At 38.7% G+C, this 14,161-nt stretch carries 14 protein-coding genes and 1 tRNA gene; 3 read left to right on the top strand and 12 right to left on the bottom strand.

What is annotated here, in order from left to right:
• Nucleotides 1-156: 156 nt before the first annotated feature.
• The gene (locus CWC04_RS02465) at nucleotides 157-747 is read left to right on the top strand and encodes a LuxR C-terminal-related transcriptional regulator (protein WP_029773461.1); all 591 of its coding nucleotides are present in this window, start codon (nucleotides 157-159) and stop codon (nucleotides 745-747) included.
• Here the strand turns inward: CWC04_RS02465 and CWC04_RS02460 are convergent.
• From CWC04_RS02460 to CWC04_RS02435, 6 genes are all read right to left on the bottom strand, one after another.
• Complete coding sequence (locus CWC04_RS02460) at nucleotides 737-1,582, bottom strand: hypothetical protein (RefSeq protein ID WP_064386813.1); 846 nt, start codon at nucleotides 1,580-1,582, stop codon at nucleotides 737-739. The genes CWC04_RS02465 and CWC04_RS02460 overlap by 11 nt on opposite strands.
• Nucleotides 1,572-3,983, bottom strand: a complete 2,412-nt coding sequence (locus CWC04_RS02455; protein WP_138684517.1) for a fimbria/pilus outer membrane usher protein — start codon at nucleotides 3,981-3,983, stop codon at nucleotides 1,572-1,574. Before CWC04_RS02455 ends, CWC04_RS02460 begins: the two co-directional genes overlap by 11 nt.
• On the bottom strand, nucleotides 3,980-4,621 hold the full coding sequence (locus CWC04_RS02450; RefSeq protein WP_249326018.1) for a fimbrial biogenesis chaperone: 642 nt from the start codon (nucleotides 4,619-4,621) through the stop codon (nucleotides 3,980-3,982). The genes CWC04_RS02455 and CWC04_RS02450 overlap by 4 nt, the downstream gene beginning before the upstream one ends.
• 86 nt (nucleotides 4,622-4,707) lie before the next feature.
• Complete coding sequence (locus CWC04_RS02445) at nucleotides 4,708-5,406, bottom strand: fimbrial biogenesis chaperone (protein WP_138684516.1); 699 nt, start codon at nucleotides 5,404-5,406, stop codon at nucleotides 4,708-4,710.
• Between the two features lie 54 nt (nucleotides 5,407-5,460).
• Nucleotides 5,461-5,937 carry a hypothetical protein gene (locus tag CWC04_RS02440; RefSeq protein WP_024031845.1) on the bottom strand — a complete coding sequence of 159 codons (477 nt, stop codon included), beginning with the start codon at nucleotides 5,935-5,937 and terminating at the stop codon, nucleotides 5,461-5,463.
• A 55-nt stretch (nucleotides 5,938-5,992) separates the two neighbouring features.
• Nucleotides 5,993-6,463 (bottom strand): hypothetical protein, encoded by a 471-nt coding sequence (locus CWC04_RS02435; RefSeq protein ID WP_024031844.1) that lies wholly within the window; start codon nucleotides 6,461-6,463, stop codon nucleotides 5,993-5,995.
• Nucleotides 6,464-6,976: 513 nt separating this feature from the next.
• Here CWC04_RS02435 and CWC04_RS02430 point away from each other — a divergent pair.
• Together CWC04_RS02430 and CWC04_RS02425 are read left to right on the top strand one after the other, a co-directional pair.
• Nucleotides 6,977-8,122, top strand: a complete 1,146-nt coding sequence (locus tag CWC04_RS02430; RefSeq protein ID WP_138684515.1) for a porin — start codon at nucleotides 6,977-6,979, stop codon at nucleotides 8,120-8,122.
• A gap of 12 nt (nucleotides 8,123-8,134) precedes the next feature.
• Entirely contained in the window at nucleotides 8,135-8,542 is a 408-nt protein-coding gene (locus CWC04_RS02425; protein ID WP_126006344.1) for a type 2 periplasmic-binding domain-containing protein, read from the top strand.
• A 228-nt stretch (nucleotides 8,543-8,770) separates the two neighbouring features.
• Here CWC04_RS02425 and CWC04_RS02420 read toward each other — a convergent pair whose 3' ends face one another.
• The 6 genes from CWC04_RS02420 to folP all read right to left on the bottom strand — a co-directional run bounded on the left by CWC04_RS02420 (nucleotide 8,771) and on the right by folP (nucleotide 14,141).
• Nucleotides 8,771-10,396, bottom strand: a complete 1,626-nt coding sequence (locus CWC04_RS02420; RefSeq protein ID WP_024031841.1) for a methyl-accepting chemotaxis protein — start codon at nucleotides 10,394-10,396, stop codon at nucleotides 8,771-8,773.
• A gap of 209 nt (nucleotides 10,397-10,605) precedes the next feature.
• Nucleotides 10,606-10,690 (bottom strand) — tRNA-Leu (locus CWC04_RS02415).
• Between the two features lie 86 nt (nucleotides 10,691-10,776).
• The gene (secG, locus tag CWC04_RS02410; RefSeq protein WP_004587340.1) at nucleotides 10,777-11,124 is read right to left on the bottom strand and encodes a preprotein translocase subunit SecG; all 348 of its coding nucleotides are present in this window, start codon (nucleotides 11,122-11,124) and stop codon (nucleotides 10,777-10,779) included.
• Nucleotide 11,125: 1 nt separating this feature from the next.
• A complete protein-coding gene (tpiA, locus tag CWC04_RS02405) occupies nucleotides 11,126-11,875 on the bottom strand; it encodes a triose-phosphate isomerase (RefSeq protein ID WP_055253015.1) in 750 nt (249 codons plus the stop codon).
• 80 nt (nucleotides 11,876-11,955) lie between these two features.
• Nucleotides 11,956-13,296 carry a phosphoglucosamine mutase gene (gene glmM, locus CWC04_RS02400; RefSeq protein WP_096042054.1) on the bottom strand — a complete coding sequence of 447 codons (1,341 nt, stop codon included), beginning with the start codon at nucleotides 13,294-13,296 and terminating at the stop codon, nucleotides 11,956-11,958.
• Nucleotides 13,296-14,141, bottom strand: coding sequence for a dihydropteroate synthase (gene folP, locus CWC04_RS02395; RefSeq protein WP_138684514.1), 846 nt, complete (start codon nucleotides 14,139-14,141; stop codon nucleotides 13,296-13,298). Before folP ends, glmM begins: the two co-directional genes overlap by 1 nt.
• Nucleotides 14,142-14,161: the final 20 nt, after the last annotated feature.

The raw sequence follows: 14,161 nt of genomic DNA, 5'->3' as shown, positions 1-14,161 counted from the left end.
TAATTTTGTGCACCTTTTATGTTTACATATAAGAGAACCATTATTCCATAAAGCACATTAATTAAAGCTTCGTATAGCTTATCGAACTATGCACTATGATTGATATTAACCAAAAATAGCAATATAGTATTACTATTGCATCTACGGACAGAAATTATGGATATTAAAAATACTCCAATACGCTATATAAAGTGCTTTAATAGTCCAGACTATACTTCACTTTTCTGTGTAGCAGCTAACTACAACATTTTATTAGTTAATTACCAAGCACTTAATGTAATCACAACTTATGAACTTATCAATAAGTTTATGCAAGATAACGGTTATAAAAGCTTAGTTATTTTTGATGTTCCAAAAAATAGTGACGTATTAGCTTTAAAAGAATGGCCTAATTTAAAGGGACTTTTTTACGAAAGTTCAGATGACTCCCTTTTTCAACAAGGCCTTGAAGCTATTGAACAAGGTAAGCTCTGGTTTCCCCGTGATGTCACTGACAGCTGGATGAGACAAATGTTAGCCACTGAACAGCAAACCACCCTGCAATCAAGTAACCTTACTTGTAAAGAAATTAAAGTATTAAACTTGCTTTTCTCCGGTCTACACTCCACCGCTATTGCAGATAGCTTATTTATAAGTGAAGCCACTGTCAGAGTGCATTTACATAAAATTTATCAAAAAATATCTGTAAAAAACAAACAACAAGCATTGCTTTGGTGCCAAAAAAACTTAAGTAAAGTTAATAATTAAGTGGGCTTATTTGAAAACGAATAACATCTGAATACTCTCCAGCGGCTTGACGTGTGAAGTCCTCCAATTGAATGCTAAGCGGAATGTAAAACTCAGTCTGGCCAGAATACGAAAAGTTTAGACTTGAAGCTTTTACTAAGTTAATTTCTTCTGAGCCTAACTGCAATGTATAGCTAATACCATATTTATTACTAAAAATAGAGTGTAATAAACGACTTTTATTCTCTGAGGTTACATTAAGTTGAACATCCGTATTAGTCACTATTTGTAAGCTAGGTAACATGGTGTATTTTTCTGCGGGCTTCAATTCTCCCAAATAAACAGTATTAGAAAAAGTGTTATAACCTAATAAAGATAAACTAGTTCGGGGTTGAATATTAGTTTCAATCTCGATTTCTATTTCATCTACGGTTTGCTTATTTTCATCATAGAGTCTCAACTCAAGCCTATCAGTGTAATACCCTGCTTTTACTGGCGTCCCTGCGGGGATCACTAGCCTGATATCTACTTTGCTATTGTTAAGCTTAACCTGATTGATGCTCCTACTTAACAACTGATTTTCTAGACGAATTTGATAGTCAATAAATTGAGAGTTACTTTTAAGGTATCCTTGGTTTTGCGAAGAAAGACTAAAATACAAAGTACAATCCGACGTATTTATTGTGTCTACTCGAATTGTCTTCTCAGCATCGACTTGTGATTTTACGTGATAAAAAGACAGGTCATCAAACAAATATTCAATTTCCCCAATACTTGCATCACACTGAGCATTAACTCTATATGCCATAGTTAGTAAAAATATACTTATTGCTAAATACACAATTTTAATGAACATAAATAACCCCTTTTCGTTGAAGTTGCTCTGCATCACGAACCTCTATTAAAAATGTAGTACTATCTTTATTTTGTAAGGTCACTTTATACTGACAAGGAGCAAGGCCAGTTATTGCAAAGCGGCCCCGCTTATTTGTGAAGAATGTATACTCTTTGGCCGATGCTTTATCTTGACAAATAGCCTTTCCAACCATTAAGGCTAAGGGGCTCTCGTCCTTACTTCGAAGAGTTGCAATAACAGAAATATTTGCTGCAGTCCCAATTATTGCCTTATGTCCAGTTTTGTATTTAGGGTAAAAGCTAAGCATGCCAGAGCCCATATCATAGCCAGGGGCTAGATCATCAATATCAACAGGAATGTTGATATTGTCATATGAGCTCAAATCATTAAGTAATATAGTTTTGAAATCTCTATTATCAGCTCTATAGTCATTTTCAACTCGGCCTAATGTAATCACTTTATTTTCTAAACTTTTGTGGGCGTTAACCAAAGCAAAGCTATCGTATATTGGCTTTCCAAATGCCCATGCATCATCTGCAAAAGCTATGCTAGATGAGAGGCTTACACGACTTTGATGATAAGCAGAACGAGCATTTAAATCTTTATAAAAACTTGCATGTTCAAGGTTAGCAGCAAAACGGTTTGCGTTATATTGCATGTTTAAATCAAAGATAGTTTTATTTAATTCGTTGCTCTCTAAACCAGCTCGAAAGTTCAAAGCACCGACAAAACGCTGATTACTGTCTTGAGTAAATTCTAGTCTCGTTTTATCACGTCTAGACTGGTGGGATAGTTTAACTCTATGCTGATTATTAAATTTATAGGTAAATGATAAATTTATACCCCACTCTCGCTCACCTTTTAACTCATCCCATTGCGCCCCTGCAGTATATCTCCACTGACTATTTACCAAGTCGCCTGAGAAATTGACTCCCAGCGATTTATCAAATTGAACACTTTGATGATCTCGGGAAATATTTGTAAAAAAAGAGGCTAACGTTCTATCGTTAACATAATAACTATAACTCGCCTGTGCATAGTGTTCTCTATAGCGGTTATTAAACGTATCTTGAGACCTAAAACCTAAAGCTGTAAAGTCTTTTGAACTGTATTCATAACCGAGCGTTAGCTCACTTCCTAAGTTGCTCATATTATAGCTACTATAAACAGTACGGTAAGCGTATCCTTGGCGTTCCGCGAAGCTAAATGCGCCCTCAAATGCCAGTTGGCCTATTTGAGCTGCATAGATTTGTTTAAAGCCAATTTGTTGCGCATATTTATCTCCCTGCGCTGTAACCCCTGCAGTCCAACTTGGGGTCAGGCCATAATCCAGATAGGCACTGAGGAAGGGAGAATCTGGTTCATACTCGAGTTTATCGCCAGCCTCAGCAGGAACGCCTAAGTGAATTTCATATTCAAGCTGCCCTTGTGCAAATAGATCTAAGCCAGTTGCAACATCAAAGTTTACATAGCGCACAACGCCAGCTATATCAGTAATTTTTAGAGAGATATTATTGCTGCCTTCGCTCAAAGGTATGTCATCTAAAGAATAAATACCCGCAACCAAATTAAGGCGCTGAATAATTCGTTCATCGACATATACCTCTACACTTGAAGGGCTTTGAAGAGTAAAGCTACGTGAAGCAGTTGGCCTTATGGGCCTGTCTGATAATAGAGAAAAATCATGTGCTATTGAAAAGCCTAACAAACGAGAAGAGTTCTGGAAGTAGCCACCAGAGCTAAAATTGTCTCCAAGAGAAAGACGCATACCTAAATTTGGTAAATCATGAATAAGCCGAGTTCCTCGCCGCTTAAAACTTGATGAGGCTGGCTGCGATATTTTATTATATTCGAATTCATTTTCTACCACCCAGCCTTGCCAACTCGCTACAATTTCGGATCGTAATGCGTATTGCTCTTGAACTTGCTGTTGCTCCTTATCATCTTGGTGAACGTAGCTTGCATATGCGTTAACAAACCCACTCGCATTGGCTGGTTCAATAGCCTTCAACCTTTTCCTTTGCATTTGCGCACTTAATTTTTGCGGGCGGGTTAATTCTACGGGAACAACAACGTCCAAACTAAAATCACTCATATCAAACACAACACTAAAACCTAGTTCCCTTAATGAAGTTACCGCTAAAGTATTGCCTTTTAATACCTTAAATAGCTCCCTCTCTTTTTCTTCAAGTAAAATTTCGCGAAGGTGTGGCTCTAATTCGTCCCACTTTAAAAAAAGGGCATCATTTTTATCAACTTTAAGGGAGACTTGACCTATAGGGCTTTTATTTAATTGAACTGACACATTAAGTTCAATTGTCCTACTAGAAGGGTTTATTTTTGCTAACACGCTAAGTGGTAAAAAAAATACAGCAAAGAGGAACACTGCTAAAGTTTTCATTGCACCAGATCTAAACTTAAATACTCTACCTCACGGCTTTCAATATGTTCAGGTAGCTTAACTTTTATGGTCTGTGTGGCATAAGGCGCAAAAAAAACATCGTACCCCTTCTCCAATAAAGCTTGTTTTTCAAAAGTAGTTACAACGGATTTATTTGTAGTTACTTTAATTTTATAGTCACTGAGCCGCGCAGCCCCCTCTCCTTCATTTTTGACTTGGGCTAAAACCTCCCCACTTTCTATTCTAGAAGTCAGTATTTTTAAGTTAGGTAAATATATATCCCTGTCTACGTGAACAACTAAATTTACATTCATTAATATTTTTAGTTGCGAGGTACCACTTCCGATATTAGAAGCTAACGGCTGCTCTATTAAACTGACCTGATAACTCTTATCCTGCAGTGGGAGCCTCTGTCCAATCCATCTAAATTGAATCCTCTGACCTTGCCCTTCTTGTAAAAATAGTGAGGGAGGAAATACCCATAATGGAGAATCTTCCAGCTTAATTAAAGAAGGACTCGGTGTAGAAAAATCGATTTCATATATTTCAATGTCAAATGCAATCTCTCTAGGCAGTTGATTGTAAATTAGACTGGAAGGTATTTTTGAAGGCTTCTCCGGAGATAATGTAATCACCATAGGTGTTACTTCCAGAGCCTCTACCGATATAAAAATACTACATATTAGTATCATTAAACATCGGGAGAGCCACTGAACACAAAACATTAGAATATAACCTCTAACTCACTATCAGCAGCTTGAAACTCTTTTGGTATTGAAATTGAAATATTGCTTTTTGAATTTGGAAGTAAAATTTTACCTGATAGGGCTCTACTCAGATCCATTCCTTCTAAAGTTAATACTTTACCCTTAGATTTAATATTCCACTGACCTTTTGAAAGGCGTACATATTTGTTCCCTTGGTTTTCTAACGACACACCCCATTGATTTTCTGCTAATTGTTTTTTTTCTTTAATTATTAGGTTAGCTTTAGCATTATCGGGAACAACGTTAAATAGCGTTCTAAAACTAAGTGACATACCAACACCAGATTGGGCATTATCATTCAAGTTAACTGACACTTGTTCTACGGTAATTCGATAAGACTTAGAGTGGTTAATAATGGGCTCCCCAATATATCGAACGATTACCGATTGACTATTTCCCGGTGGGATAATCGTTGTCATAGGAATAATTAAGAAGTCTTCTTCGTTTACCTCTAAAGACTCAACGCCATTATCACTTATACTCATATTAAAAGCAGAAACATCAATAGTTAAGGGTTTATCTGATGGGTTTATTATTCGAAGTGTTTGCTGCGACTGACTACCTTGAGAGCTGAGATCGGCTACCATAGGTCTCACTTGAAAGGCATTGACTGAAAATGAAAGCAAACAAAATATAAAGATAAGTAAAATATGCATAGAATTCCCTCCTGAATAAAGGCAGTGCATAGTCACTGCCTTTTCTATTTAACTTTAGTTTGCTGTTACAGTTAGCATTAAAGTATCTGCATACGTACCTGCATATACAGGAGTCTGAGTAACTTCTAGGTCAATCATTCCTGTTACGCCTGTCGTTGCTAATGTGTTACTTCCACCATTGCTTTGAAAAGCACTCTGATCATTCGTTCCATCTTCAGCTGACAAAGTAAAATCATAAGGACCTGCTGTTAAATGAGCAGTGTATCCTACACCTCTGTCTTCGTGATCAGCGTTTTGAAGGTGTCCCTCAGAAGTAGTTAAAGTAAGTGTTGCACCATCCACATCATTACATTTCAAGTCAAAATTAACTGTTTTTGTATTCCCCAACGCAAGAGCTGGAAAGTAGTGTGTTGTTGCAATATTGCTTACTTCACATACAGACTCAACGGCACCACCTACATTTAAGTTTTCTGCTAGTGCTGAACCTGAAGATAGTGCTGCGATTGCTGAAATTACGATTAGTTTATTCATTGTTATATTCCTTATCCATGTGACATATAGTTTGTTATGTTTAATAAATGTGCGTTTAAAGCACGCCACCCGATACTACTGATGGTGTCATTTCTATGCGGATCACATCCTGGTAGCTTCCTGCATATATCAAGGGCTCATCTAGAGTTAACTGAATCTCAGCAATGCTATCAAATAAAATATCATTAATATTAAAACTATATGTCGATTTGGTTGCCTGTGCCGATACAGACACATTGTTGTTGGCACCTTCCAACTTCCAGTTAATATTATATGAACTTATTCTACTGCTTTGCTCATGACTCAAACCGCCATTAAGTGACTGCATTGATATTCGCATTGGCGAATTACAGTTTATCTCTAATGTTGTATTAGCAACGCCATCAGAAGAAAACTCTAGGTTATTATTTTGTGAGGTAAATTCACACACCGGAGAAATATGCCCCACCAATGTAATACTTACTTCATCGTTACTATATGCATAGGATGCAAAGCAACATAATACTAACCATGCTAGCCTCTTCATCACTGTCACTTCCTTTGAACTACCTTGCTAATACAGTGGTAATGTTAAGCTAAAATTCAGGTTTAGGAAGTTGTTATTTGATTACAAAACAAAGGGTAAGACTAAATACACTGTAGCTAAGCATACCTTTTGGTATAAACATTTAAGTGACTCGTAATCGATAAAGGTAGCCTCTTTATTATTATCACTCTCTTAAAGTCCGCTTTAACGCTATGTTTAATGTTTATAAACAAGCAAAACGTAAGATAAATAAGAGATAAACAATTAATTAAACAGTAATTACTATTTTATAAATTATTAGATAAACAACTTTAATAAATTCAAATAATTTTTAACTTTAATTAAATCAACAACTTTGATTACTAAAACCTCAAAATTAACAATTGTAAACTTCAATATAAACTAAATGCTCACTTCTTTTTTTACTAACTAGCTAAAATTATTAGATAAAAACTAAAATCACTTCTATAATCCCCATGAAATCAACATCTAAATAACAAATAGGAAATACATATGAAAAAGCTATCTGTAGCAGTAGCAATATGTGCCGCACTTGCATCTAGTTACACGAGTGCTGAAGTTCGTATAAATGGCTTTGCATCTATAGTGGGTGGTAAAAGTCTAGACAGTGATCAAACTTTATACGGATATGATGACGATATCTCATTTAAAAATGAGAGTGTATTTGCATTACAACTATCTGCCGATCTTCAGGAAAAGCTCAGCGCAACAGCGCAAATTGTGGCTCGCGGCGAGAATGATTTTGATGCCGATTTTGAGTGGGCGTATTTAACTTATGAGTTTAGTGATGAATTACAACTCAGCGCTGGTAAAATGCGTGCGCCATTTTACAAATACTCTGACTTTCTAGATGTAGGTTACACTTACCGCTGGGTTCGCCCTCCTCAATCGGTTTACAATTTACCATTTTCTACTTACGAAGGGTTGAGCTTACTATATACATCACAAATCGGTGATTGGGACTCAACTCTTCAAGTCATATATGGTAGCTTTGAAGATAATATTGCAGTAGTGTCAGTCAATGGTGAAACTGAGCTTAATGATATCGTTGGTCTTAACTGGTCACTTAGTTACGATTGGTTTAGCGCACGTGTTGCCTATTTTGTGGCAGAGACCACCATTGACATTGAAAATGATACTGATGCTGGTATCGCCCTTAATGGCCTAGAGGCAACTCTTCGCAGCTCGGGTTTCACAGATCAAGCTGATAGCATTGCTGTAAATGAAGACGATGGGGCATTTTTCGCACTTGGCTTTTCAATTGACTACAACAATATTTTATTTGATGCAGAGTATACTCAGTTTGAAGTCGATAACAGTGCTTTAGCTGAGCAAACTCAATACTATACCTCTCTAGGCTATCGTATGGATGAGTGGCTTGTTCACGTTACCTATGAAAACAACGACGATAAACACGATAACAACCGTTATGATTCACTTACAGCTGTGCCGCAATTAAATGCAGGTATAAATTCAGCATTAGAAGGCTCTAAAGCAAAAAGTAATGTTTACACCATCGGCGCCCGTTATGACTTCCACCCATCAGCTGCATTTAAAATCGACTTTAGTCGCTTAGATGACGACATAACAAACATTGAAACTGATGTAGTAGCTGTCGGCGTTGACTTAGTATTCTAATTGGAGCGAAATATGAAAAAATTAATCCTAGCCAGTGTACTGTCGGTATGTGCGTTTAGCGCCTATGCTGAAGTTGCGGTAATAGTAAACCCTAGCAATGCAAGTGCACTTGATGCCGATACTATTAAAAAGATTTACCTAGGAAAAGCAAAGTCATTTGCTAACGGTAATAAAGTGAACCCAGCTACTCAAAATGGTACCGCTGTTGCAGATGAATTCAATTCTAAAGTAGTTGGTAAATCAAGTAGCCAATTAAATGCCTATTGGTCAAAACTTGTTTTTACCGGTAAAGGTACACCACCAGAGAAATTTGATTCTGACCAAGCTGTTATTGATTTTGTTGCTAGTAATGGCGACTCAATTGGTTATATAGACAGCAGTAAGGCAACAGATAAAGTTAAGGTAGTTGCTACGTTTTAAGCGCGGTAGCTAGATATAAAAAAAACCATCGATTAGGTGGTTTTTTTATATCAAAATATTACGGCTTTATACTAATACCCTTAAATAAATGAGCAATTGAGAGGCAGGCAAAGTGTGTAGATAGCTAGGCAAAAAAAACGTTATTTAGTTGCTCTAAATAACGATTTTTTAATGCAGCTACCGCCTAGCTTAGCCTCTAAAATGATTAAGTATTATTACGGGTTAATATTACTCAATTTTAAACTTCGCGGTGGCATCTAAAAGGTTATCTGAAAGGTAGTGTAGGTTTTTCGCTACATCCCTTACCGCCGCGAGTGAGTCCATGGTGTCTTCAAACGATTCATGCATATTCGTCACATTTTCTACCACCATCGCAGCAACCGATGTTTGCTCTTCTGTTGCAGCGGCGATTTGTGAGTTCATACCATTTATTTCTAACATTTGCTCTGCAATTTTTTCTATCGAAACGCCAGTTTTCTCTGCGGCTGTTGCGTTATCTGTGGCCATATCTCGCGCTGATGTCATCGCCGTCACAGACTCATTTGCAGCCTCAGTCAAGGTGCTTAGTAACTCTCGAATTTCATTCGTTGAATGTGCTGTACGTGATGCAAGCTCTCTTACTTCATCCGCAACCACGGCAAAGCCTCTACCATGCTCACCTGCACGGGCCGCTTCTATAGCAGCATTTAAAGCTAATAAATTAGTTTGCTCAGCAATAGATGTGATCACATTAAGAATTTGAGACACATTTTTTGTATCATCAGCTAACTTATTGATAGTTGAGGCGGCTTGATTTATTTCATCACTTAACGTACGTGAGGCGGTGACTGACATTTGAACTTGAGTTCTGCTTTGTTCTACCTCTTTTTCTGCTGTTTGCGCTGCATTTGATGCACTTGCCGCCGATTGAGAAATATCCCCCACGCTTTGCTTCATCTCTTCCATAGACTGTTTAACCACCTCAGCCTCTGTTGTTTGCTTTGTGGTAGCGCGTTCAGCCTGCTCCATACCTTGCACTAAGCGAGTTGAGTTCTCCATTAGTGGCTCACATACCGCGATTACTTCAAGTACTGTTTTTTTCAGCAAAGCGATGAAGGAGTTGAAGTTAATTGATACTTGACCAATTTCATCCTCTGAATTAACGCTCAGATTAGTGCTCAGCGACCCTTTACCGTTTGCGAGTAGACTCAGGTTATTAGCGGCATCACTTGCAGAGGCAGCAATACGTTTAGCAATCCAAATAGCCATAAATAGCAGTAAAATTAACGAAACAATAGATACTACCAACATAAGTGTCAGTGCGTGATCAGAACGCTCTTTAGTACTTGCAACTAACTCAAAAAAGCGATCGTCCGCTTTTGCTTGAGCGGTTTTAAACTTTTCAAGCACATCATTATACAGTGCTGTTTTTCTTTGTGCTTGTTGCTGAATTTTACTGAAGTCAGCGGTTCCATTTACCATGCCATTGGCAATACTGGCTGATATTTTTTCGTAATTTGCTAACTGAACTTTCGTGTCACTATGAATATACGAAGCGTTTATTTGCTCAACCGCATTTATGTTGTTGCTTAGTGCATTGTATGTGTCAGCCGCTTTCTCTACTAACTCCTGCTCACCAAATGTAACTGCTTGCGTATAAAGCTCATCGAGCTTTTCTAAAAGACTTACATTTGCTGATGTTAACTTAACAACCTGATATGAAGACTTTTCCATTTCATCAAGTGCGATTCTATTGTCATTCATTGCAAAGTAATTAATCAAAACGATTGCTAAAAATGCTACAACCGCAATGCTGGTAATCGCATGTATTTTTTTACTTATGCTGAGGTTTTGAAAAGAGAAGCCTGAAGCCATTGTGTATACCTTATTTTGTTGTCTATATCTATTATCGGCTTATTACCTATAAGTGTTAACTAAATTTGTAATATTTCTAGTTTTTTTTACAAATACAGCGAGTTTTAAACAACTAATAAACGCAAAAAGGATCAAGCGATTAATAAGTGAGCAAATTGAAAATTTCCCATAAAAAAACCAGTAACATTGCTGCTACTGGTTTTATAATTTGGTGCGGATGGGGGGACTTGAACCCCCACGCCCGAAAGCACTACCCCCTCAAGGTAGCGTGTCTACCAATTCCACCACATCCGCATTTTTTAAGCTTTCGCTTAGGTGTTAAACTTATTGACTTACTTGAGGAGTGAGTATAAGTCGTTTAACGTTATCTTTACGCTAAATTAGTTTGGTACGTCAGAGCTCTGCTGTTGAGTAACAGGTACGTCTTCTTCTGCTGGCGCTACAGTTTCTACTGCAGGTGCTGCTTCAAGGTTTTCCCACTCATCGGTCTTTTTAATTTGACCGGCAGTTAAGTTACCTAACACAATACTTAAAACAAAAAACACTGTTGCTAAGCTTGTTGTTGTTTTGGTCATGAAGTTACCTGCACCTGATGAGCCAAAAACTGTGCCCGAAGCACCGGCACCAAATGAAGAACCCATGTCTGCGCCTTTACCTTGCTGGATTAAAACCATACCAACTAAAGCTAAAGCAACAACTAAATAAACTACTAATAAAATTTCGTACATCTTATACGGTCCCTTTTGCACTGTTACAGATTGCAGTGAACGAATCTGCTTTTAGACTAGCACCGCCAATAAGGCCGCCGTCTATATCTGGTTGTGCAAATAATAATTCGCTATTTTTTTCGTTAACGCTACCACCATACAAGATGGTAAGCCCTTGTGCTAAATCGCTATCTAATGATGCAATTTTGTCACGGATAAATTTATGAACAGCTTGTGCCTGTTCTGGCGATGCAGTCTTACCTGTGCCTATGGCCCAAACGGGCTCGTATGCTATCACAGAATCTTTCAGTGCTGCTACACCTAATTTCTCAATTACTGCATCAATTTGTGCAGCAACCACATGTTCGGTTTGACCGTTTTCTTGTTCGCTCTCGCTTTCACCTATACACAAGATAGGTGTTAGTCCTACTTGCTGTGCACGGGCAAATTTTGCGGCTACGGTTGCATTGCTTTCTTTGTAAATACTGCGTCGCTCTGAATGACCTACGAGTACGTACTTAGCACCTAAATCTTTAATAAGCTGAGCATCCACTTCACCGGTAAAGGCGCCTGGGGTATTTTCACTTAGCGTTTGGGTACCCGTGGTAACACCACTGTCAACCAGTGCTGATACTAATGGAAATGGAGGAAATAAAACAATGTCTATCTCATTTGATTTAACACTGTTAATGGCATCAGACAGTTGAGTGACAAGCTCTAAAGAGCCATTCATTTTCCAGTTGCCTGCGACCATTGCCTTACGTATTGCCATTTTCCACTCCAGATTAGAAAGCGGGCGAGATATTAACTTTTCTCGCCCTAAGTTACAAGAGGTTATTGTTCTCAATCAGTTTATTTGCTCATAGATTCGACAACTGCTGCAATTTTTTGCGCACTGTCTAAGACTATTTTTTCTTGTTCGGCTTCAACCATAACACGTACTACCGGTTCAGTGCCTGATTTACGCAGTAAAACACGGCCTTTTTCGCCTAAAGCTTGCTCTACTTGCGCAACTGCATCTTGTACTTCTGGTGCTTGTGTAGGGTCTGTGCCAGGTGTGTAACGTACATTAATCATTTTCATTGGGTACTTTGTAAAACCAGCCCCTAAATCTTGTAATGTGCGATTTTGAGCCACCATTGCAGCCAATACCTGAAGGCTTGAAATGATACCATCGCCCGTGGTGATTAAATCGAGGTTTAATACATGGCCTGAGCTTTCACCGCCAATTCTCCACCCTTTTTGCTGCAGCATTTCCATTACATAACGGTCACCAACTTTACTGCGCGCGAATTCAATTCCTTTTGCTTTTAATGCATTTTCAAGCCCCATGTTCGACATAACCGTGCCAACAACACCACCACCTAGCATATGATCTTCAGCCGCTTGGCAGGCAATAATGTAAACTAAGTCATCACCGTCAAATACGCGACCGTTGTGATCAACCATCATTACGCGATCACCATCACCATCGTAAGCAATACCCACATCAGCTTTATGCTCTAGCACTTTGCGCTTTAACGTATCAACGTGTGTAGCACCACATTCATGGTTTATGTTCACCCCATTAGGCTCACATGCATGAGTAATCACTTCAGCGCCTAGCTCACGCATTACCGACGGTGCAATATGGTAGGTTGCGCCATTGGCACAATCTAGTACAACTTTTAAACCTTCAAGTGATAAGCCTTGTGGAAATTGGCTTTTACAAAATTCAATATAGCGCCCATCAGCACTTACTAAGCGCGAGGCTTTACCAAGTTTATCTGAGGCAACACAGGTCATTGGTTCATCAAGCATCGCTTCAATTTGTAGCTCAACGTCGTCATCCAGTTTCAAGCCTTGGCCATTAAAAAACTTAATCCCGTTATCGTAATAAGGGTTATGCGATGCACTAATTACAATACCTGCTTCGGCTCTAAACGTTTGCGCCAAATATGCTACAGCGGGCGTTGGCATTGGCCCAAGCAGTACGACATCTATTCCTGCGGCAATTAAACCAGCTTCAAGCGCGGTTTCTAACATGTAACCCGAGATACGGGTATCTTTACCTATAATTACTTTTTTTGTTCCACTTAGAGACAAAACTCGACCTGCGGCCCAGCCTAATTTCATTGCAAACTCAGGGTTAATTGGAGCTGTGCCCACTAAACCACGCACCCCATCGGTACCAAAATATTTTCTTTCGCTCATTATAAAGCTCCTTTTTCGCAAGCTTGGAGTACACCAAGCACATCTGCTGTTTCTTTTACATCGTGTACACGAATAATTTTTGCGCCATTTTGCGCGGCAATTAGCGCACCGGCTAAGCTGCCCGCTAATCGCTCATCTGTTTTTCTGTTTAGCAAATTGCCTATCATCGACTTGCGTGAAAGACCCGCTAAAAGCGGTAGTTCAAACTTATTAAATGCATTAAATTTAGCAAGTATTTCAAAATTATGCTCTAGGGTTTTGCCAAAGCCAAAACCTGGGTCGAGGATAAGTTGCTCCACCTTAATACCCGCTGTTTCGCATGCGCTTATGCGCTGCTCAAAAAAGAGGTTAATTTGCGCTAGCAAGTCAGTATAAGTGGGTTCACTTTGCATTGTCCTTGGCTGCCCTTGCATATGCATTAAACAAATTGCTACATCGGGATACTTAACGAGTGTGCTAAGGGTGTGGGGCTCTTGTAATGCACGTACGTCGTTAACTATATCAGCACCTGCTAAAATCGCCTGCTCCATGACCTGCGCTTTACTGGTATCTACCGATATAACGCAGTCACTTTTAGCTCTAATGGCTTTTATTGCAGGTATCACACGATTAAGTTCATCGTCTAAATTAACATCTGGCGCGCCTGGACGTGTAGACTCCCCGCCAATATCAATGATAGTTGCACCCTCGTCTAACAACTGCATTGCCTGTTGCACCGCGTGCGCTGTATCTAAAAACTTTCCACCATCAGAAAATGAATCTGGGGTCACATTTAAAATACCCATCACACATGGTTTTTCTAAATTAAGTTTACGCCCACGGGGAAGGTTTATTATGTTAGTCATCGCCAACCTTTTAGTTATTT

Source organism: Pseudoalteromonas sp. S2893 (genome assembly GCF_005887105.1).
Lineage (GTDB): Bacteria > Pseudomonadota > Gammaproteobacteria > Enterobacterales > Alteromonadaceae > Pseudoalteromonas > Pseudoalteromonas atlantica.
This window is presented reverse-complemented; position numbering and strand designations above follow the sequence as displayed.